Origin of the sequence: Lactobacillus colini (assembly GCF_017874575.1) — a bacterium.
Classification (GTDB): domain Bacteria; phylum Bacillota; class Bacilli; order Lactobacillales; family Lactobacillaceae; genus Lactobacillus; species Lactobacillus colini.
Window position 1 is genome coordinate 1 of sequence record NZ_JAGGLU010000019.1, and the last position, 21,613, is coordinate 21,613.

The window sequence follows — 21,613 nt, forward strand, 5'->3', positions numbered from 1 at the left end:
TTATCTCAAATTTATTGCTTGCGAATTGACTTCGCTTTCGTTTGGGGTTACTCACCCCGCACACTTTGCGAAACTTTGTTCAGTTTTCAAGGTACTACCACTAACTTTTTCCTTTAAGTCAGCTTTATAAGTATAGCGCATTCTTTCTTGTCTTGCAAGTGATTTTTATAAAATATATTGCATTGACTTTGCGCTAGTTCTTTCACAAGAACAAATAATACTATACCTATTTTTAATTGATCCGTCAAATTTATTTTTTAGTTCGTATTATATTCTTTGTTTTCTGTACACCTGGGGCTGTTGTTATGAATATATAGCTGCTTTATCGAACTATTTAAATGTTTATTCTATATATTATTCTTAAACTACTCTTTTTTATGCGTCAAATGGCATAAAAAATCTAAAATTATTTTTTTCTAGAGCATAACTTTTAGATAAAAAGCAGACTATTACCTACAATAAAACCTGTCACAGAGGTGACAGGCAACGTTTATTCATCACTTTTTCAATTTAAATGTTAACTCAGCAGGGTTATGATCTGAGTAGCGAAAGTCGGTATCAATATTATAGGCCTTAGCTTGGACATTTTGGGACACGATGAATCCATCACATACTGTCATATAATTAACTTTAGGATTATATTTCATATCAGTAGATCTGACTGTGGCAATCTCATTACGATTCTGGGCCTTAACTATTTTAAAATTTGGCGGCAGCATTTTTTGATCAAGAACAGATATCCAATTTGGAATCTTTTCTTGATGTTGAAAATGCGTAAGCATATCTCTTCCTAAAGCATGATTAAAATCGCCACCAACTATAACATAGTTACCTTTTTTGTATTCCTTCTCTATTACGTTTGACAGTAACTTCATTTGTGCTTTTCTCATTTTGCCACCTTTGTCATAAGCTGACATATGGCTGTTAATCATTATTAATTTCTTTCCGCCTTTAACTGGAAACTTCATCACAGCAAAGCAACGATCAAGATCGGTAAATTTAGTTACAAATGCACTGGTAATGGGATACTTTCTTCTAATAGCACTGGTCATTCTATATTTACTCATGCTAAGCAATCCAGATTCAACACTACCATGTGGATCATACAATGGCCAAGCTAAAAAAGCTGTATGAAAGTTATTGGCAAATACATTAGCATAATCACTAAATTTATTATCTAGCATTTTTACCTGATTTACATGATGGCTACGTGTTGAATTAGTATCAATTTCTTGAAAAAACATAAAATCAGGCTTTAACTTTTTCATCGTAGAAATTACACCATTTGTAGAATAAATAACTGTCTCTCTTGACTTAGCAGTTCCTCGCTGACCGTGTGTTTTCTTGCCATTTTTTAATTCACCATAATCCATAAAAAAATCAAAGTCATGAGTATAAGCACCAAAGCCTACATTATAGGTAGTAGCAGTATAACTCTTGCCTAAGATGAGTTCATCTTTTTGATTATTATGAATAGTTAATTTTCTATTATCGGGAATACGATAATAATGCGATTGCATATATCCTACATAGCAGCCTACTATAATTAATAGTGCTACAATTATTCCTAAGATAATCCAACCAATTCTTTTGATTACTTTTATTTTCATTTTTACTTCCCTTAACTTACAATCTATAAAATATAGAAATTTGGTGAATATTATGAAGCTACTCCTCACTGGTGATAGTATTATTGCTCGCCATGAAGGATTAACAATACCACATATTAATAGCGATTTACAAAAACTAATCCCCCAATGTGAATTAATCAATACTGCTGTCAGCGGCATTAACTCCGGTGGACTTTTTGCATCCTTGCCCGATCTAGTTTTTAAACAAGAAAAATGTGACTACTTAATAATCTTAATCGGGACAAATGATTTAGCCTTACACAAGCAGGTGCCGCTTAAACAATTTAAAAATAATATTGAACTAATCGCTTCTGGCATAATTTGGCTTTACTATCCACATCAAGTTATCTTTATTTCGCCACCAGCTGTCGATGAGAATAAGCAACATGTTCGCAATAATGCTTTAATTAACAAATATAGTCAAATTATAGAACAAATTACTAAAGAATATAATTTTTCTTATCTTAATTTGATCCAAACTATGATTAAGACTGGCAATCTTTCTGAACTTTGTCGCGGTATTAAGAACGATGGCTTGCATTTTGGTGAGAAGGGTTACCAATTATTATCAAACCTGATCTCTAACAAGCTAGCAGAACTGCAACATGATAATGCCTAAAAAGCTGTACTTATATTAATTTGTAACCAATTCTTTACATAATATTACTTGTTTAGTCAATTAATAAGAATAAAATATATAGTTAGTTTATTTATGGAAGGACTGTTCATATCTTGAAAAGAAAATTATTAGCAGCTGCAACTGCCCTGACCTTAGCCCTTGCTCCTACAGCAGCTCTATTTACCAATAATCATTCAAATAATATTGCCTATGCCGCAACAACTACCTCTAGTCAAGACGAAATGTACAACTTCGTTAGAGAAACCATGCGTCAAAATAAAGTTCGCGGTAGCGTAACAGTGGTCAAAGATGGAATTCCACAAAATATTAGTTACGGCTACGCTTGGTATGGTAAGCGATTAGGAGCCGGTAATGCTAAAATTGTCTATCCAACTGGATCTTTACAAAAAGTAATTACTGGTGCCATGATTGTTCAACTAATCAATGAAAAAATTAACACTGATCAAAGCTTCTCACAGTACACTAAAATTTCACGTTGGTATCCTAATTTAAAGAATGCGGATAAGATTACTGTGGGTCAATTATTGACACATACATCAGGTATTACTGCTACTGGTACTGAAGTCAATCGTGGATACAATTATTCCGAACAAGGCGCCATTGATTGGCTAGTTAACAAAATTAACACAACTCCTGAAGCAGAGCCAGGTACTTACTTTTACAATAATGCTAACTATATTTTGTTAGTTGGTATTATTAGGCAATTAACCGGTCAATCTTACGAACAAAACTTCCAGACTAGAATTATCGATAAACTTGGCTTAACTAATACTTATCTCTACCAAAATATCCCCTATGGTAAAACCGATGCAATCTCTTATATTTGGAATAATAAAAATTACCAGAACCCTGCCTATATGAAACGCTCGGTAGCATCTCAGATTCCAGGAGCTGGTAATTTATTCTCAACACCATACGACTACTATAAGATCCAAGTTGGTCTTTCAAATGGTCAGATTTTAAGTTCGAGCGATTTCCACTACTTGACTCATTTAAATGCTAAAATTACCGACTATTCTGGCGGTATGTATCTTAAGGATAATGACACTCTGAAGTCAGCCTATGGTAATATCTACGGCTTACACTTCGGTAGCTGGGTGCAACTAACTACCGATAACAAAAATGGAATCGTTATGTTCCTAAACCAAACTAATGGCAATGAAAATGCACAAAAAGATGTTGGTTATGCAATCTTAAATCATATTAAAGCTAATACATTCTTAAATAGATAATTTTTAGTTTTAACTTGCGTCAAAAAGGGCATCCCCTGTAAAAGAGGATGCCCTTTTGATTTGGAATTAATTTTAAAAGTTAACCTTATCAGGATCATTAGCTAAGCCAGCAGCCCCATGCAATACATCTAATTGCTTCATTTCATCTGAAGTTAATTCAAAGTCGAATACATCAGCATTGGCCTTAATATATTCTGGGTGGACTGACTTAGGAAGTGGTAAGAAGTTATGCTGTAATGACCAGCGAATCAATACTTGAGCTGGACTCTTAGAATGATCTTCAGCAACACTAGCTACAGTTTCATTAGCTAGTAAGCCACCAGTGCCAAGAGGACTATAAGCTTCATTTAGCATGCCTAATTCTGCACTTACAGATGTTACTTCTGGCTGCAGATCACTTGGATTTAAATAATTCTGGTTAACAGCTGGTTTGATTTCAGCAGTTTTCATTAGTTCATCAATATGATGCTTTCTAAAGTTAGAAATACCTATTGCGCGAATCTTACCAGCTTTCACTGCCTCTTCCATTGCGCGCCAACTTTGAGCATTTAATTCTGCCCAATTATCACGCATAGCAACAGGATTAGGCCAGTGAATTAAGTAAAGATCTAAATAGTCTAAACCTAACTTCTCTAAGCTGGTATCAATAGCTGCCTTAGCCTTCTCATAGCCGTGGTCGCTATTCCAAAGCTTAGTTGTTACAAATAAATCATGACGATTGATGCCACTTTTTTTAATAGCACGACCTACACTCTCTTCATTGCCATAGGCAGCGGCAGTATCAATATGGCGATAACCAGCTTTAAGTGCAGCTAAAACTGATTCTTCTGCTACTTCGCCATCAGGTGTTTGCCAAGTCCCAAAACCAACGACTGGAATCTTGACCCCATTATTTAAGGTATAAGTATCTTCTAAAGATTGGAAAGACATAAAAATTCTTCCTTTCTAAATAATATTTCATTTTAAGTATACTAGTAAGACTATTGCATTACTAAAAATCAGCTTAGTTAATCACTATTTATCGCCATAAAAAATTAATTACATCCCTGATAACTTGCCGATTATAAGTTAATCTGCCATGATCGGCCTTAGGACCATAGTATTTTTTGACTTGGTAGTTATTACTATCACTACCAAGTAAGTACTTCAGTGATTCAGATGAAGCATTAGGAACTAATCCATCGCTAGCCTTACCTTTATCACCAACAATATTTAAAACTTTAGTCCTCTCTTGTGGATAGATTTTTCTTAAGATCAGCATTTGCTTATATGCTTGATTCATCTTATTCGGCTTACCACTAGCAGAAAGCTTTAAATTATCTGGTGCACGCAAATTTTGTAAGGTTTGTTTTAGCGCTACTCCGTTAAAATGGCCCGCAATGGCAACTTGTTTATTTATTTTAGGCATATTCTTGTGGTAATTCTGTATTAAATAATACATGACTGACATATTGCCTAATGAATGAGCAACTACATTAATTTGACTAATACCATACTTTTGCTTTAAGGCCTTTATTACATTAGTGGCATACATTCCAGCCTTAGCAAAATCAAATTGAATATTATTTTTATAGTTAACTTCAATAATCGGATTGATGGCATTTTTCTTAATTGTACCAATAAACTTCACCTTACCATCAGGACTAACATCAATACGAGTTATGCTATTAGTAATTCCGATAAGTTTAGCTGCCTTAGTAATATTAGTTTCTGCCCTATAATTACTCAGTGCCCCATGGAAAAAGAGCGTTGGAACAGATTTAAGTTTATACTTTCTTTGAAAATTTACAGTTTTAACTTTAGGTTCTCCTACTGAAGCAGCTTTATTATTTCCACAAGCTACTAATGTGAAAATTAGACCTATTAGTAAGGGAATAATTTTTAAATTTTTCATCTTAAATTCCTTAGTTAAAAATACTTTTAACTAATTGTATATTACAAAACAAAAATACGTCCTTTATCAGGACGTATTTTTAAGCAAATTTATTATTCTTAATTATATAAGGGATAGTTCAGTCACACTGTTTACTAGAAGTTGGTAAAGAAATGTACTTATTCTTTTAGAGGGATTATTTAAGTTAAGAGAGAAAAACGTATTAATTACTCAAATCTTTACCGTTAGAAGCGATAACTTTCTTATACCAGTAGAATGAATCTTTAGGTATTCTATCAAGTGAGCCATTTCCTTCATCATCACGATCTACGTAAACATAACCATAACGCTTAGACATTTGACCTGTACCAGCAGATACTAAATCAATGCATCCCCATGAGGTATAACCCATCAAGTCAATGCCATCAACTTCAACTGCCTTGATAAAGGAAGCAATGTTCTCTTGAAGATATTCGATTCTATAATCATCATGAATCTTTCCGTCTTCAACCTTATCCACTGCACCAAGGCCGTTTTCAACAATCCACAAAGGCTTATGATACCTATCCCATAACGTATTCAAAGCATAGCGTAATACTTCAGGATCAGTAGCCCAGCCCCAGTCACTTTCTTTCAAGTAAGGATTCTTGACACCCATGACAAAGTTGCCACGACTTTCACCAATCTTATCCTTGTGTGTTGTAGTTACACTAGACGAATAGCATGAAAAACTTAAGAAATCAGCCGAATATTTTTTGATTAAATCATAATCTTCAGGAGTATCATCTAACTTAATACCTTCACGCTTATACTCCTCAAGCTTATATTCAGGATAACGGCCGCCAGTTTGAACATCTGAATAAAATAAAGTCTGATGCATATCTTCGATTACCTTAATTTGATCTTTAGGATCAGGTGTTAAAGGATATACTGCCGCAAAGGCTAGCATCTGACCCACTTTATTTTCAGGATCAATCTCATGGGCTAACTTAACTACTTTAGCACTTGCAACAAATTGATTATGTGCTGCTTGGGCAATATTTTGAGGAGTTGGGTCCATAACCCCACCACCCATATAAGGCATCATTGACATTACGTTAATTTCGTTAAATGTCAGCCAATATTTAACTAACCCCTTGTAACGCTTCATAACCGTTTCAGCGTATTTAACATAAAAGTCAATTACTCTTCTATCTACCCAACCTCCATATTTAATAGCTAAATTCAGTGGTGTTTCATAGTGAGAAAGGGTAACTAAGGGTTCAATATTGTACTTCTTCAGTTCTTTGAATACCTTGTCATAAAATTCTAACCCCTTATCATTAGGTTCACGATCATCCCCATTAGGGAAGATACGCGACCAATTAATTGACATTCTAAAAGTCTTGAAGCCCATGTCAGCCATATATTTAATATCTTCCTTATAGCGGTGATAAAAATCAGTAGCTACATGGCTAGGATAATAATAACCTTTAATTACAGCAGGAACTGCACCTTCAGGAAACTTGATTGGCTTCATGCCCATTTCTACATAACCAACTTCACCCGTTTTGATATTTTTCCAGGTAATCTTTCTAGCTTCATGCAAGCTTCCTTGTGTCATTACATCAGCTGTACTTAACCCCTTACCATCTTCATCATAAGCACCTTCATACTGATTAGCAGCGGTTGCGCCACCCCATAAAAAGTCTTTCTTTAATTCCATAGCTGTTGTCCTTTTTCATAAAATCTTCAATATTTATCTCAATGATATTAATCTTTTTATTCAGCTTTTTCCTTTTCTTGTTCTTGCTTGTATAACTGATTATCGTAAGCTTTAAAGAATGGGAACCATACTAATCCTGCGATAATAACCATTAGGTAATCCCAAACAAAGTTAAATGGATTTAAAGTTCCCAAGTAATTAGCAAAACCAATAGGTAAAACCGTAGTAATTGGAATCCAAGGCATAGCCAATATTCCTGTCTTGAAGCCAATCAAGTAAAATACTGCTAATATTAAGATACTTAAAATATATGGAATACCCATAATCGGGTTATACATAACTGGCATACCAAAAGTTACCGGTTCATTAACGTTAAACCAACCAGGAATTAAAGCAACTTTTGAAACAGCCTTAATCTGTTGCGACTTTGCTCTAATCCCCATCAAAACTAATGGGAAGGTATTACCAGTACCACCAGCTACAGCTAAAGCACTACCTAAAAATACTGGGTTATATTGCAAAGCCTTACCTGCTGCATGTAACTTAGCATTTACAGCTACTGCTTGTAAACTAATCGGTAAAATTACAGCCATTAAAATCAAGGAACCATGAATTCCAAAGAACCATAATAGTCCTGCAATAAATAGCAAAACAAACATACCTGGCGTTGAAATAAGTACATTTAATGGAGCTTGTAAGATTGCTAAGAATCCTGTGGTTAAAGTATAGGTACCATGAGTTGCAGAAAGAACAATTGCATGCAAGCCTAAGAAAATTATTGCTTCAAAAAGTAATGGCAAAATTGAAGCAAATGAATTTTGTAAGAATTCTGGCACTACATCTGGCATCTTAATTCTAACGTTCTTATCAGCACAGAACTTTTCAATTCTAACTACAGCCCAGGCAACTAAGAAGCCCATAAACATTCCGCTAGCAGCTAAGTTAGTAGTATCAATAATTACACTACCTGCCTTATTAATTGACATTGGCGCAGCAATAATGAAAAAGATAATAGCTGCATCAATCGTAGTAATTATTGGACTCTTCATCTCTAGATTATGTGCATATTGATAAGCCAATAAGATAACCACCCACAATGCGATAAAGTTCATCGTAAATTGATATGGAATATTTAAAAATTGATAAATACCGCTGGTAGTTGATACCAATTTAAACATCGTTGGTCCAATAATAGATTGAATAATTTGAGCAATGGCACCAACCATTAAGACACCAACTAACGACATCATTGCTCCTTGGATAGCACCAACGAAATGTAATTGACCAAGCTTTTGACCACCTTTTTGTACCGCAATCATAAACTTGTTATTAAATAACTTATCCATAAAATATCATCTCCCCCGCTACAAGATAACTCAGATCGTCTTAAGCAACTTATCTGCTAAATCAAAAATATTCTTAGCATTTCCTAGGGCATAGTCAGTTGGATTAATGGCTTCAACTGGTTTACCAGTAGCTTGTTTTACTTCATCTAATCTATATGAAACTTGAGGTCCCATTAGTATTACATCGAACTTCTTGGCTTCACTAATATAAGAAGTTGAAGATAAACCCACTGCTTCAATTGATAAGCCAAGTTCGTTTTCCTTAGCATACTTTTCTAATTTCTTCATCAAGATACTAGTTGACATCCCACCAGCACATAACAACATAATTTTGTAATCTTTCATAATTATTTTTCTCCCTTCAATTCATTGATTTCTTCTTGCATTTTGATCATTTGTTTAATTAAGTCGTTAGCTAATAAACTTGTCATAAAGTGATCCTGGGCATGAATGGTCAAAATACTAAATTCAGTTTTTTTGCCATTTGCTTCATCAACGAGCATTTGCGTCTGCACATCGTGGGCTTGACCAATCGCATCACTTGACTCTTTAATTAACTTCTTTGCTTCCTCAAAATCGCCATTTTGTGCTTTTGTTAATGCTTCAAAAGCTTTTGAGCGACCATCTCCTGAATTTGCGATGATAGCCATTGCAATATCTTGAGCTTGAGAATTTATTTCATCTGCCATTTTTCTCGCTCCTTTTTTAACTTACAATCGTATAATAAAGCGCTTTCTTAAAATGCACAAATTCGTAAAATTTTTTTGTGTATACTCTTATAAAGGCTTTGAACCTGGATTATTTTGACTGTGTTATGAAAAAATAAAAATAAAAAGCTATATTTATTAATTGTGTATAGAATAATGAACATTAAATATCAGCTAGTGTATACTTTGACTTATCTGTATATCTATTTGGAAATTTTTGGAGAATTTTTATTTTTTAACTCACCGTTTTATACTACAAGTATGGTTAGACTAATTAGAGAATATGACTTCAATGCTCAGGACTTCTTTGACTACATTGAAGATTCATTAAAAAAAGAAATTCGCAAATCACGTAATAATTCCCAGAAGGTAGTTATTAGTAATGGGACACGCTACCGTCTGTATGGAAAGGATGGACAACAATTTACAGACATCGTTATTAATAAATTCGAGCGTGACCATATCTATGACGCAACTTTTGCTAGTTTAGGAGAAAGATTGACAGTTCGCTATACTGTTGATAACTTAAAGCAGGGATGTAGAATCACCCTTACCGAAACAGTTCATAGCTACGATCCCAGCAAGCATAATAAGTTAGCTAACTTATTCTATGACTTTATGTATCACCGCAGTGCTCAGAATGAGCTAAATAAATTAGCTGCCGGTATTCGAAAATTTAAGACAAAATAAAGAGGAAATAAACCCATTTGGGAGAATTTCCTCTTTTTTCTATAATTTTTTCAATATTAAAATTATCGTATATAAGTCGCCTTCGTTAAATACAACCTTGTACTCTTTCTCTAGAGGATATAAGCACTTAGTCAAGTATTCAAAATCTGCCTCAGACTTTTGATAAATTATTGGGTTCATCTCAACTTTTGGTCGTTTTTTACCTGATAAGATATTCTCTAATGTTCCAACAATATGAGTGAAGATTCCCACTTGTTGATCGCTGTCTAGCTGATACTGGTTAACTAGCGAGTCCATTACCATTGGCATCAATTCTTTTAATTTATCTACCCGAGTAAACTTTAATTCAGATTCATAGTAATTATAGATTTTTTGATAAATATCAGAATTAACATTTATTGGTATGAAGTTTAAGACCTTATCTAAATCTTCATGTCTATTTTCAAAGACTTTAGCTATTGAAATAAAAGGAATTCCAAATAATTCAGGATTAAATGTCCCTACAAATGCCTTAATGTTATACACTTCTTTTAACTTCAAAACACTACGTGCTAAATCACCTCGCTCTGACACACTCATCGCTTTAACAACCCAACCTAATTGAGAATATTGCTCAATATAATCTTTTAGTTGGATAGCTCCACCTTCACCGGTATGGCATAGTGTAATAATCATCCCCTGCTTATTTTCATTATTTTTAACATTATAATTCTCCATATTTAAAAGTGTGTCATGGTACACATTATCAATATTAGTGGACATTAAAGCCTTTCTAGACACTTCTAGCCCAATTAGCGTAACAGGGATATTAATTAAACGAATAGATATATTTGTTTGCTTTGAAATCTTCATAAAGATATCTTTAAATGAGCCCATATCATAGATAACTATAATGCCTGCGCCTTGATTAATCTTTTTAACTAAGGAATTAAGCTCTTTATAAACTACATTAATGTCCTTATTTAGCTGCATATCATAAGCATAGCTATTTTTAGTGTGATTTAGATCATTAGTTGTTTGACTCAAAAAATGAGCCGTACCTTTCCCATGCATTGCATAAAGAACTACTGGATGAATTTGTTTGCCCTTAGGCTCAACCAAGAAAGTTAACAAGACTGCCTTTTCTGACTCACTGCAGCTGTAATCAAACAGCCTATACAAATCATCTGAAAACATTTCAGTTAATTTATACTCTTCAGGATATTTTTCCTTTAAGTTGTTAATCCTAGCACTATCCCACTCATAATCTCCACTAGTTCCTAAGTTAATCATCGAATTTATATGTAAACAAAGCCCATAAAACAAATTGGAATCTATTTGGTGGCGTAGAGTTTGCTGGACTTGGGCTAAGTAATTTTTTACCAATTCAATAATTTTCTGAGGTACTATTTTTCTTAATTCGGATAGGTCTAGTTCATTATCATGTTGAGAATTTGCTACGCCATGGAAGTTATACTCATCATAAATTTTTTGCACACGTTTATAGACAGATTGTTGAATATTTTCTGGGTTGAGTCCTTGAATCAGCAGGTCTTGGTAATTGGAGTTAATATGCCGATATAGCTTCTGATTATAGTTTAGTTCTTGATTACTTTGGTAATTTTCTTTTTTGCCATAAAAAATAAAATTATTGCGTCCTGCTAAAATCGCTTTAATATCCTGATAATCTTCAAAATCGGCTGTCCGGTTAATAACAGTATCTGGTAAATCCGCATTAACAATATTAATCTTGGCACCTATATTATCAATAGATCGCAAGTAAGACTTAGCGCATGCTAAGGTGATATACTTCATAACTTCCTTAAAGCCATGACTATATTCATGTTGGGCTAATGAAAGCAATAAATCTGAACTAATTATAATTGGCTTCCCCGCATTTTGAGCTTGTCGGTCAAACTCTGCCTCAATCACCTGAATTTTTTCACTTAAGGGTCGTAAGTTAAAGTTAGGCAGCTCAATCTGGATAGAGGTATTAACACGGTTTTTATTATTAGGTGTTGTTGACAGAATCACTAGCTTACCAGGTATTTTTTCTTCCAATAAGTGGTTAATATGATAAATCTGCGATTGTGATAGTCGATCATAATGATTAATCATCACGACGTCATAGTTTTCAGATTGAAAGCAATCTTTACTATCTCTATCACCAAAAAGTGTCTTATTCAGCTTAGCTTGATCTTCAGCCATTAAGATACAATTTATATCTAAAAACTTAGCCTCTTGAGGAATAACATTTTGATCCTTAGCATATTGAATTAAAACATTAGAAAAATACGTCGTTCCACTTCCAGCTTCAGCAATAATCTGAATAGGTAAAGGGTGCCCACCAGGGAAATTAATCGCTGCCTTAGCTTGTTTTATAGCGTCATTCAGGCTGCCCTCTACCCCCCCCCCACCAAATCATCAAAAGCTGTATGAGCTACTGTTTCTGATAAATAATAATGAACAGGTCTTGTAGAAGATTTATTAAGCAAGCCTTCTTTAACCAACCGATTTAAGATTGCACTTGCATTGGGACGTTTAATCTTTAAAAAGTCTGCCACTTGCTGCGTATCTACACCATTGTCTAAGCCACTTTCTCTATCAGCTAAAAATCTCTTCTGAATGTATTTATATGTCTTTTCTTTATTTGTAGTCATAATCCCATCCACCATTAACTCTTGTAATCGTTATCAAAAATTATTTTAAATTAAACATCCTAATAAAAAAAGACTTCCTATAATTGAGGTCGTTATTTATTAATCAATCAAACAATAATTCATACATCTTAGTAGCTAAAGGATGTTGCAATACTAGATTCATCCCTACAGCAGACTTTTTCTTAGGGCCAAGCTTTTCTTCTTTAACTGAATCTTGTTGAATATAGGCCTGCCCTAAATAAAAGAACTCCTTGCCCACACTATCACTCTGCTTTACAAATAAGTGCAACTTCATGTCAGGCGTAGTTAATAGCTTTTCTACTTCTGGCGAATCCAAGTGACGTGGACTTCTAGTATACCAGCGCAAAGATCGCCCATCTTCTAAGGAATTATTGTAGACAGCATTACGCTTATCTTTATCATCTTTTTTATAAGTGATAAAAATTGGCGTTTCTTGCTCACCTACTCGATAGCCATACATTGGTGCTGATACATCAAGCGGCCAATTAAGCAAGCGGCAGGCATCCTTGCGATCATATTGCTTATAAAGGGTAAATTGACGATCTTGTTGGTACTTATTACCTAAGGCTAAGCCTGTTTGCACAGCATCCCTAAATAATTTAGCAAAAGATACATTAGTTAAGCTATCCCTCAATTCATCATTGAGGCGATAACGACTAGCGTTATCTTCAACTAAGCTGCGATTGCCATATTGTGCCTTCTTGCTAGTCCTACCCTGCTTCACATCAAAAAAGCTTAGGTTAAGAATATCTTTAACTGATCTAAGCACATCATCGTCTACATAAGCCCCATAGTCACATAAGCCTTGCTTATAGCTAGCTAGACTAACCGAATCTCTATTGAACAACATCTCTAATAAAACTAGCTCATGCACCCGTTTGCCATTTAATAGTTCTTTAGTTACAAAGCTAAGAACTTGATCTTGATAAGCAGTTAACTCCACTGCTTCGCCCATCTTCTTCAAAAAACTCCCATAATGATTCAGGCTCTTATTCTTAGCAAAGACTTCCGGACTAGTCGATCCATATTGATAAAAGTCTAATAATAATGGAGTCCGCCCCAGCTTATCTTTTAGCTCTTGATAAGACTCACGCAGTTGCTTGAGTCCGTCTAACTTAATCTTATCCAAAGAGGCAAGGATTCTCTCTGAAGCAATCTGAGAAAAGTTAATCGTCGATACATCAATCTGAGTCGGCAGAGTGCTCTCTCTGCGCACCAAGTCCTTGTCACGGCTAGTGTCGCCATTAAGGGCAATCGGAATTAAGTAATTATTCTGGTAATTACCGATAAAGTCAATCACAGTTACATATTCCTTACCAGGATACTTACGCAACCCTCGCCCCAATTGCTGGATAAAGACAATACTGGACTGAGTATTTCTTAGCATAATAATTTGGTTAAGATCAGGAATATCAATCCCTTCGTTAAATAAATCAACCGTAAAGATATACTCTATCTCTCCACGCTCTAGCTTATTAACAACCTCATTACGCTTGTGCTCACTATCTTCATTAGTTAAGGGTAGCGATGGATGTCCCGCTTGAGAAAATAACTCTGCTAATTTTTGGGCTTCTTGTCTACGGCTACAAAATACCAATCCTCTGGCCCGCTTACCAGGATAACCATAATAGTTAATCTGCTTTAATAAGTATTCAACTCGCTTGCAATCGAGTAAGCGACTAAGATTACTAGTTTCATCAATAATTTCGCCATCAACTTCATAATCTTCAACACCTACATAATGAAAAGGTGCCAACATCTGTGCTTCTAAGGCCGCGCGCAGACGGATCTCATAAGCCAAATTATAATCAAATATCTCGTAGATATTTTGCTCATCCATTCTTTCAGGAGTTGCTGTCATTCCCAACCAAAATTTAGGCTTAAAATAATGCAAAATCTTTTGATAACTTGGAGCAGCTGAACGGTGGGCTTCATCAATCAGAATATAATCAAATTCACTAGGATCAATTGATCCTAAGACATTATCCTGACTTACAGTCTGCACAGTCGCAAAAAGATACTTGGCATTTAAATCATGATGATTAGCTGATAATAAGCCAAACTCACTTTTATTGCCACCAATTACTTGATAAAAGCTGTCACGTGCCTTCTTAGCAATTTGACTACGATGAACCAGATAAAGAAATCGCCGTGGTTGATAATTCTTAACTGCAAAGGCACCAAGATAGGTCTTACCTGTACCTGTCGCTGACACAACTAGAGCCTTATTAGCACCTTTAGCAACTAGATTATGCAAATTCTTTAAGGCTGGTTGTTGCATCTGATTAGGGGTAATCTTTTCTGTCTTAGTAATTAAATTTCTCCGCTTAATTGGCTGCCACGATTGAGCATATTCATTAATCCAGTTATCAGTTAAGGGAGTAGAATCATGATCTAACTCAATTAATTGTTCATGGATCTTTTGAGTAAGGCTACTATTTTGCTTAGAACTAACCTTTAAAGACCATTCATAGTTTTTGAGCATAGCATTACTGGTAAAATTAGCACTCCCAATTATGCTAGTCTGATAATCTCCATGATCGAAAAAATATCCCTTAGCATGAAATCCATCTTGGCTAGCTATCTTAACAGTCAGGTTTGGTATCTTATTTAGCTCACGAAACACCTTGGGGCTATTAAAGCTAAGATAATCTCCAGTAATCAATGTGCCACTAATCCCCTTATTAGCTAAGTCGGACATTACTAACTTAAATGGTACCAGCATACTCTCACCAATGAAGGCCACTGCCCAAATAAAATAATTAGCATGCAACAATTCATATCGCAAAGTTAGCCACATGTTCTCATCTTGTTGATTAGTCAGCAATTGTGGACTCAATAAATTACTGCCTTGATATTTATCATCATATAGCCCATTAAGGATTGCTTCTTGCAAAAAATTAGTCATATGTTTCCCTTCTAAATTAAAAACGCTAACTTAGCGTTAACGTCCTTAACTTGTACTTACGACAATATTTAACTGCTATAAATCAATCTCAAGCAATAGCGGACAATGATCCTTTCTTGCGCCACTGTCAATCATTTCTGACTTTTGGATCTTGTCAGCAATTCTATTAGATACAATATAATAATCAATTCTCCAACCAGAGTTATTTTGCTTACTGGTGCGGACTCTTTGTGCCCACCAGCTATACTGACCTTCGATATTACCGTGAATATAACGGAATGAATCGGTGAAGCCTTGATCTAGCAGATAAGTGAAGTCTTGCCGCTCTTCATCAGTAAAGCCAGCATTATGGTGGTTATTCTGGGGATGCTTCAAGTCGATTTCAGTATGGGCAACATTATAATCACCGCTAGCAATAACCGGTTTAGATTCATCAAGTTCATGAAGATAGTCGGCATATTTCTTATCCCAGACCTGACGATCTCCTAATCGCTTCAATTCATTACCAGAGTTAGGTGTGTAAACCTGACTTACATAAAAATTATCGAATTCTAGAGTAATAATTCTCCCCTCATCATCCATTGGCTCTGGAGCACCAATTTTAGGATAAGTTGCAGTCGGCGCTAGGTCTTTTTTATATAAAAACATCGTCCCTGCATAACCCTTACGAGCAGGCTCTTGAGAAGAGCGCCAAACATAATCATATTCGGTAAACATCTCTGCTAAGATCTCTCGGTGCTTCTTGGTTGGACCAGTTGGGCGCAATTTTGTTTCTTGAATAGCAATAATGTCGGGATTATTCTCCTTAATTGTTTCTAGCACTGCACGTGTTTCATGGGCACGAGCAGAATCACTAGTTAAGGCCGCATTTAGCGAATCAATATTCCATGAAATTAATCTCATCTTTTACTTTCCTATCTTAAAATAATATTTTTACCTAAATTATAATGCATCAAAAAAAGATGGTTCATCACCATCTTCTATTTTAGCTAGAAAATCACTAAGTAGCTATCAACTAGCTTAAAAATTATTCACCGTAGTGAATTTCAAATAGATCTTCCAGGCTAATTGGTTCTACCTTATAAGGAATAAGGTTAAGAGCTAAATCTTGCATTAATTTTTCTTTTTTAAGATTATCTAATTCAGCTAAAGAAATAAGATTTAAGCCATTAGCTAACTTTAAGTGCTTAATATTCTTAATTATTGATTCAACTTTATTTGAGTCTTGCAGCTTTAAATACAATTCCTTGTTATCTTGCAAGTTAATATCTTGAATAACATGACCTGACTTAAGAAATAATACCCGATCGGCATAAAGTTGTAGATTCTGTAATAGGTGAGAAGCCATAATTAATAACTTGCCCTTACGCTTTAGTTCAATTAGAACATCTGAGATTAAGCTTACATTCTGAGGATCCAAGCCATTCATAATCTCATCAAGCAACATCACTGAAGTATCAGCTGCTACTACCATTGCAAAGCATAGCCTCTGCTTCATTCCTAAAGAATAGGTAGCAGTCTTTTTATCGATATAACTTGCCATTTGCAGTTGAGAAATGATTTCATTAACTGAACTAGATGAATTATGCCATAAATCCGCATATAACTTAAGGTGATCACGCCCCGTCATATATGGAAAAAGATCATTTTGATCTGGAAAAGCGCAAATAGACTTGTGAAGCTTTACTTCGTTTTTATTAGATGAGTAAGTTAGAGAATCATATTCTACTTCTCCACGTTGTGGAATTAAATTATGCAAGATTACATTAATTAAGGTCGACTTCCCTGTGCCGTTAGGAGCAACAAGACCAATAATCTGTCCCTGCTTAAACTCCAAATTTAAATTATCTAAGACTTGGTGCTCACCAAATGCGAGAGAAACATTTTTTATTTTTAACATTAAATCACCTACTAAATAATTGAAAAACGCCTACTATTACTAAAAATTAAAAGTAATAAGTTTAATCCAATTAGTAAAACTAATAACGGCATTAATCCCCATTGAAAGCCCCATCCAGGTGTTCCCATCAGATAACTTAAATAACCTGACAAACTATCACCAATAGTAAAGTAAGTAGTTGGCAAGTACCTCAGCCAGGGATAAACATAACCCATTCCCAATGAGAAATAACTAACCTTAGCAATAACAGCAACAATAATCGTTAAAATTGCGGTAATATAACTATTTTTGATAAGTAGAGAAATAAGAATACTCAAACTAATAAAGATCAATATTACCAATAAAGCCATCATACTAAAGTACACAAAATACCTTCCCAGACTAATTGTCTTAAAAGAGAATTCATAATATGGTCGCCCGCGATATATCGGAACCGCTAGACTAAGTGATCCTAGACCGTATCTTGGAGCTGTACATAAGATTATAATTAGAAATGAAATCAAAAAATTAAAGATAATACCAATAAAAGCAACAACTAGCTTCGTTCCTAATTGGAATGTTTTAGTTAAGGGGATATTTTTCAAAATGGTGCGAAATTTTTGGTCATATGTTAATAAATCGCAAGTAAATAAACAGACAAAAATTATTAACAATATTACGCTCCAACCAGATAATGATTTTTGTAAAATTTGTAGACTAGTCCGTTCTTCTAAAATATCCTTATTAACCGAAGTCTTCCCTTGGGAAAGTCCTTTATATAAAGCGGTAATACGACTATAACCATAGTGTCCATCATAGCCAGGGTAGTTAGTCTGACTATAGTATTCACTAGGGTAAGTATAATTCTGAATTGCCTTTTGAAATAATAGCGAGTCAAGGTAGTGATACCATTGCCAGGAAAAGCTAGCATATGCACGATAATTATTGTTGTTTAAGGCTTGCAAGCGAAGCTTATCTAATTTAATAATCGTTGGATAAGTTCTCTTAGCCTCTTTTGCACCCTTACTTGGTGGCATAGCGTTAGGGTTATTAGCTGAACGCTGGAATTCTTTATCGGCAATCTTGATGAAAGCTTGATGGTCATCTAACTCTGCTTGAATAGCAGGTTGATCAATCTTTTCAATTATATGGTGGTTAGGCGCACTAACCAAACCAAAATAAAGAGCGACAATTGCAGAGATAATAAATAAGCCGATATTCTTAGGGTTATTGAAGAATAACTTCAACTGCAATAAGAAATAGGTCCGTTTCATCTTGGAGTCACCTTCTTTTCAACAAGCAAATATGTCATCATGATAATTGCTGACCAAATTAATAAAATAGCTATTCCCGCTAAGAAGTTAAGCGGAACTAACGTATTCACACTAGTTGCTAATTGCCCGTTATAGACATTAGTAATATTCAAGTATGGTGCTGGTAGTAGATAGATCCATTTTGAAGGGATATAACTTAAAAAATACATTCCTAAACTAACAAAAATTGTTAGGTAGATATTCTTAGTAATTTTGTTTAATAAAATAGCCAAATTAGTCGCAAATACACAGACAACTGCAACATAAAAAATGAATAAAATTACATATAGCCAAACAGGCAAAGCAGAAAAATCTTTAAAGTAGACAGAAGTAGGATATTTAATAGTTGAAAAGCCATTCTTTAGTCCTGCTAACAAGAATGCAGCCAACAGACTTAATAAAAGTTCACTAAGAGTGATCGCAAGTGTAACTATATTGACACCAATCACTCTTGTTTTTAACTGATATGGCACATTATGAAGAATTGTTGCATGGCGAATCTGCGGCATCCAAACATCACTGACAAGCAAAACAATTAAAAAGTAAATAATCCCACCTAAAATGGTTAGTAGATAGATTAAATAAGTAGACGATTTAGTAGAAGACAGGGCAATTGGAATGTTATTATCACTGAGATATTTATATACTGCTCTTAGTTGGTATAGTTTTGTCTTTGACATGATGGTGAGTGAACTAGCACCCTTATAATTATTCTTATAGCCTTCTAACATAGTATTAATTAGCTCAATAGAACTAGAAAAGTATGATTTAGGATTGTCAAAGACTTGGCTATTCTCAAGTTGAGCTAGTAACGCACTTTGCTTGTTTAAATTATTATAAGTTGTCTGGTATTTCTTTTCTTTCAATGAATTTAGTTGAAAATACTTAATATTTTGTGAAACAGATTCATGATAACTTTCCCATGAAGTAGCACCTTCACCTAATTTCTTATTCTCAACGACAAATAGTAATAAGCAGGATATTAAGAGCAAGATTAAGCCAAGGTAAATATTCTTTTTAGATTTAATTGCTATTTTGAAATAAGATTTTAGATATTTAGCCTGCATAGAAGTTTCTCCTTGTTTAATGCATTAAAAAAATCCAATCGTTTTTCCAAGGTTTATTATTTAAAATGCTATTTATCAAAATAGATACTCTCAATTCACCCATCAATAATCCAGGTTTATATTGAAGAACCTGAATTTAGCACTCTATTTAAATAAAATTAATTATATTTTAAAACTTAATGTGATTATATACAACAAAAAAATTTATTGTTAAAATTTTACATATTGAAATAATATTTTCGTTTTCAAAAATACTACTTTGACAAGTACGCAAGAAAAGGTCCACACACACCTGCACTTTTTAATCTTTCTTGATATAAAACTTCACCAATAGTCATATTCCTGCCAATAATAAAAAAGATGGCTCATCACCATCTTTTAGCATCTTCTTAAATATTAAAACCCATAAATAGACTACCTTAAGAGATACCTAATAACCTGTCACATATGGAAATTGTGCGGTATCTCTAACTTTATCCCATGTGACCGTATGACCTGCTCCATGTGAGCAAAAAACAGAATTAGGCGTATTAGCCAAATCTGAAGTAGGATCATATTTTTCATTTGTAATTATTTTGTCACTGTCATGACATGGTAGATAACCCGTTACTATACATTCTAACTGCCCCAGACCGTGCGTATACGCACGTACTTCGCTAGCATAATCTTGCATCTCAGAAACTGGTGCCTGACCTGAAATTGTTACTAAGTCACTTATTTGATCTGGCAGCTTGAACTTGCCTGACATCTTCTGAATATCATTAATTGCCCGACCTACTGCATCTTGTGGAACTGTTAAGTTAAAGCTATACCAGGGCTCTAATAATTGACAAGCTTGCTGTTCTCTCAACTCCATTAAACCTTGCCGTACAGCCCGATAGGTCGCCTCTCTAAAGTCCCCACCAACTGTATGGACATTACTACCTTTACCGCCTATCAAAGTTATCTTCATATCAGTAATTGGAGCACCAATTAGCACACCTAGATGCTCCTTACTTGCTAAGCTAGTCATTATCTGATGTTGCCAGTTCTTATCTAAGACTTCTAAGCTGCATTTATTCTCAAAAATCACCCCACTGCCTGCTGGCATTGACTCCATCAACAAATGCACTTCTGCATAATGGCGCAATGGTTCGAAATGTCCCACTCCTTCTACCGATGCAGTGATTGTTTCTTGATATAAAATACTCCCCTGCTCTAAGCTTACTTGAAGCTTAAAACGCTCCATCAAGAGTACTTCGAGAATTTCTTTTTGGATTTCTCCCATTAACTCCACACTTAACTCCTGCAAATGTTCTGACCATTTAACATGCAGACTAGGATCCTCATCTTCTAATTCCCTCAAGGCAGCTAGAAGGTTAGACAGATCACTGTCACTAACTACTCGATAACATAAAATTGGTCTTAGCTTTAACTTATTATCATCTTGCTCAATCCCCAGTCCTTGACCTGGATAAGTTGAACTAAGTCCGCTTAGTGCCGCAACTTCGCCAACTTCCACATAGTTAACTACTTGATACTTATCGCCATTATAAATTCTAATTTCATTAACTTTTTCGCTATCTAATAATTCTGTTTTAGCTTGCAGTTTATCACCAGTAACCTTCACCCAAGTCAGGCGTTCACTTTTATTGTCATGACTAATTTTAAAAACACGTAAGCCAAATTCTGATTGATGTTCACTCTCCTGTGTCCACTGGTTTAGGCCTGCTAAAAATTCCTCAATTCCTTCCATCTTTAATGCTGAGCCAAAGTAAACGGGTATAACTTTTCTTTGACTAATTAAGGCAATAATATTCTGGTCTTCAATAGTGCCATTTTCTAAATATTCTTCTAGTAAATCTTCATCGCTAGTGGCAATATTTTCAAAAAACATACTAACTTAGTGTTAGGTAGTTATTCGACGGAATAATTGCCTAGCACTTTTATTTTTACTTAAAATAAAAGTAAGATGAAGCGCTT

At 34.6% G+C, this 21,613-nt stretch carries 17 protein-coding genes and 1 pseudogene; 3 read left to right on the forward strand and 15 right to left on the reverse strand.

What is annotated here, in order from left to right; genetic code table 11:
• Nucleotides 1–497: 497 nt before the first annotated feature.
• Nucleotides 498–1,604 carry an endonuclease/exonuclease/phosphatase family protein gene (locus J2Z60_RS10345; protein WP_209687641.1) on the reverse strand — a complete coding sequence of 369 codons (1,107 nt, stop codon included), beginning with the start codon at nucleotides 1,602–1,604 and terminating at the stop codon, nucleotides 498–500.
• A gap of 58 nt (nucleotides 1,605–1,662) precedes the next feature.
• On the opposite strand from J2Z60_RS10345, the gene J2Z60_RS10350 reads away from it, so the two are divergent.
• Together J2Z60_RS10350 and J2Z60_RS10355 are read left to right on the forward strand one after the other, a co-directional pair.
• Entirely contained in the window at nucleotides 1,663–2,250 is a 588-nt protein-coding gene (locus tag J2Z60_RS10350; protein WP_209687625.1) for an SGNH/GDSL hydrolase family protein, read from the forward strand.
• A gap of 113 nt (nucleotides 2,251–2,363) precedes the next feature.
• Nucleotides 2,364–3,503 carry a serine hydrolase domain-containing protein gene (locus J2Z60_RS10355; RefSeq protein WP_245328809.1) on the forward strand — a complete coding sequence of 380 codons (1,140 nt, stop codon included), beginning with the start codon at nucleotides 2,364–2,366 and terminating at the stop codon, nucleotides 3,501–3,503.
• Nucleotides 3,504–3,575: 72 nt separating this feature from the next.
• Here the strand turns inward: J2Z60_RS10355 and J2Z60_RS10360 are convergent, their stop codons facing one another.
• The 6 genes from J2Z60_RS10360 to J2Z60_RS10385 all read right to left on the reverse strand — a co-directional run bounded on the left by J2Z60_RS10360 (nucleotide 3,576) and on the right by J2Z60_RS10385 (nucleotide 9,116).
• A complete protein-coding gene (locus tag J2Z60_RS10360; protein WP_209687626.1) occupies nucleotides 3,576–4,433 on the reverse strand; it encodes an aldo/keto reductase in 858 nt (285 codons plus the stop codon).
• A gap of 88 nt (nucleotides 4,434–4,521) precedes the next feature.
• A complete protein-coding gene (locus tag J2Z60_RS10365; RefSeq protein WP_209687627.1) occupies nucleotides 4,522–5,397 on the reverse strand; it encodes an alpha/beta hydrolase in 876 nt (291 codons plus the stop codon).
• A gap of 202 nt (nucleotides 5,398–5,599) precedes the next feature.
• Nucleotides 5,600–7,081 (reverse strand): glycoside hydrolase family 1 protein, encoded by a 1,482-nt coding sequence (locus J2Z60_RS10370; RefSeq protein WP_209687628.1) that lies wholly within the window; start codon nucleotides 7,079–7,081, stop codon nucleotides 5,600–5,602.
• A gap of 56 nt (nucleotides 7,082–7,137) precedes the next feature.
• On the reverse strand, nucleotides 7,138–8,427 hold the full coding sequence (locus J2Z60_RS10375) for a PTS sugar transporter subunit IIC (RefSeq protein WP_209687629.1): 1,290 nt from the start codon (nucleotides 8,425–8,427) through the stop codon (nucleotides 7,138–7,140).
• 30 nt (nucleotides 8,428–8,457) lie between these two features.
• On the reverse strand, nucleotides 8,458–8,772 hold the full coding sequence (locus J2Z60_RS10380; RefSeq protein ID WP_209687630.1) for a PTS sugar transporter subunit IIB: 315 nt from the start codon (nucleotides 8,770–8,772) through the stop codon (nucleotides 8,458–8,460).
• A 2-nt stretch (nucleotides 8,773–8,774) separates the two neighbouring features.
• Nucleotides 8,775–9,116 carry a PTS lactose/cellobiose transporter subunit IIA gene (locus J2Z60_RS10385; protein ID WP_209687631.1) on the reverse strand — a complete coding sequence of 114 codons (342 nt, stop codon included), beginning with the start codon at nucleotides 9,114–9,116 and terminating at the stop codon, nucleotides 8,775–8,777.
• A 279-nt stretch (nucleotides 9,117–9,395) separates the two neighbouring features.
• Here J2Z60_RS10385 and J2Z60_RS10390 point away from each other — a divergent pair, with 279 nt between their 5' ends.
• Entirely contained in the window at nucleotides 9,396–9,824 is a 429-nt protein-coding gene (locus tag J2Z60_RS10390; RefSeq protein WP_209687632.1) for a DUF3284 domain-containing protein, read from the forward strand.
• A 39-nt stretch (nucleotides 9,825–9,863) separates the two neighbouring features.
• On the opposite strand, the gene J2Z60_RS10395 is transcribed toward J2Z60_RS10390, so the two are convergent.
• The 8 genes and pseudogenes from J2Z60_RS10395 to J2Z60_RS10430 form a co-directional block, all read right to left on the reverse strand.
• Entirely contained in the window at nucleotides 9,864–12,011 is a 2,148-nt protein-coding gene (locus J2Z60_RS10395) for a PRD domain-containing protein (RefSeq protein WP_209687633.1), read from the reverse strand.
• A gap of 194 nt (nucleotides 12,012–12,205) precedes the next feature.
• A complete protein-coding gene (locus J2Z60_RS10400; RefSeq protein ID WP_209687634.1) occupies nucleotides 12,206–12,463 on the reverse strand; it encodes a helix-turn-helix domain-containing protein in 258 nt (85 codons plus the stop codon).
• Between the two features lie 103 nt (nucleotides 12,464–12,566).
• The gene (locus tag J2Z60_RS10405; protein WP_209687635.1) at nucleotides 12,567–15,392 is read right to left on the reverse strand and encodes a DUF3427 domain-containing protein; all 2,826 of its coding nucleotides are present in this window, start codon (nucleotides 15,390–15,392) and stop codon (nucleotides 12,567–12,569) included.
• Between the two features lie 75 nt (nucleotides 15,393–15,467).
• A complete protein-coding gene (locus J2Z60_RS10410; protein ID WP_209687636.1) occupies nucleotides 15,468–16,295 on the reverse strand; it encodes an exodeoxyribonuclease III in 828 nt (275 codons plus the stop codon).
• Nucleotides 16,296–16,419: 124 nt separating this feature from the next.
• Nucleotides 16,420–17,292 carry an ABC transporter ATP-binding protein gene (locus J2Z60_RS10415; RefSeq protein ID WP_209687637.1) on the reverse strand — a complete coding sequence of 291 codons (873 nt, stop codon included), beginning with the start codon at nucleotides 17,290–17,292 and terminating at the stop codon, nucleotides 16,420–16,422.
• An 11-nt stretch (nucleotides 17,293–17,303) separates the two neighbouring features.
• The gene (locus tag J2Z60_RS10420; RefSeq protein ID WP_209687638.1) at nucleotides 17,304–18,545 is read right to left on the reverse strand and encodes a tellurium resistance protein TerC; all 1,242 of its coding nucleotides are present in this window, start codon (nucleotides 18,543–18,545) and stop codon (nucleotides 17,304–17,306) included.
• Nucleotides 18,542–19,651, reverse strand: a complete 1,110-nt coding sequence (locus J2Z60_RS10425) for an ABC transporter permease (RefSeq protein WP_209687639.1) — start codon at nucleotides 19,649–19,651, stop codon at nucleotides 18,542–18,544. The genes J2Z60_RS10420 and J2Z60_RS10425 overlap by 4 nt, the downstream gene beginning before the upstream one ends.
• 430 nt (nucleotides 19,652–20,081) lie before the next feature.
• A pseudogene (locus tag J2Z60_RS10430) lies at nucleotides 20,082–21,524 on the reverse strand (translation factor GTPase family protein); the annotation flags it as partial.
• Between the last annotated feature and the right edge of the window lie 89 nt (nucleotides 21,525–21,613).

Bases quoted from the DNA above. Each gene is read 5' to 3' on its own strand.
- J2Z60_RS10395 (WP_209687633.1), bottom strand. From the start codon at position 12,011: ATGGCTGAAGATCAAGCTAAGCTGAATAAGACACTTTTTGGTGATAGA.
- J2Z60_RS10360 (WP_209687626.1), bottom strand. From the start codon at position 4,433: ATGTCTTTCCAATCTTTAGAAGATACTTATACCTTAAATAATGGGGTC.
- J2Z60_RS10390 (WP_209687632.1), top strand. From the start codon at position 9,396: ATGGTTAGACTAATTAGAGAATATGACTTCAATGCTCAGGACTTCTTT.
- J2Z60_RS10400 (WP_209687634.1), bottom strand. From the start codon at position 12,463: ATGACTACAAATAAAGAAAAGACATATAAATACATTCAGAAGAGATTT.
- J2Z60_RS10380 (WP_209687630.1), bottom strand. From the start codon at position 8,772: ATGAAAGATTACAAAATTATGTTGTTATGTGCTGGTGGGATGTCAACT.
- J2Z60_RS10375 (WP_209687629.1), bottom strand. From the start codon at position 8,427: ATGGATAAGTTATTTAATAACAAGTTTATGATTGCGGTACAAAAAGGT.
- J2Z60_RS10410 (WP_209687636.1), bottom strand. From the start codon at position 16,295: ATGAGATTAATTTCATGGAATATTGATTCGCTAAATGCGGCCTTAACT.
- J2Z60_RS10415 (WP_209687637.1), bottom strand. From the start codon at position 17,292: ATGTTAAAAATAAAAAATGTTTCTCTCGCATTTGGTGAGCACCAAGTC.
- J2Z60_RS10370 (WP_209687628.1), bottom strand. From the start codon at position 7,081: ATGGAATTAAAGAAAGACTTTTTATGGGGTGGCGCAACCGCTGCTAAT.
- J2Z60_RS10405 (WP_209687635.1), bottom strand. From the start codon at position 15,392: ATGACTAATTTTTTGCAAGAAGCAATCCTTAATGGGCTATATGATGAT.
- J2Z60_RS10425 (WP_209687639.1), bottom strand. From the start codon at position 19,651: ATGCAGGCTAAATATCTAAAATCTTATTTCAAAATAGCAATTAAATCT.
- J2Z60_RS10420 (WP_209687638.1), bottom strand. From the start codon at position 18,545: ATGAAACGGACCTATTTCTTATTGCAGTTGAAGTTATTCTTCAATAAC.
- J2Z60_RS10385 (WP_209687631.1), bottom strand. From the start codon at position 9,116: ATGGCAGATGAAATAAATTCTCAAGCTCAAGATATTGCAATGGCTATC.
- J2Z60_RS10365 (WP_209687627.1), bottom strand. From the start codon at position 5,397: ATGAAAAATTTAAAAATTATTCCCTTACTAATAGGTCTAATTTTCACA.
- J2Z60_RS10350 (WP_209687625.1), top strand. From the start codon at position 1,663: ATGAAGCTACTCCTCACTGGTGATAGTATTATTGCTCGCCATGAAGGA.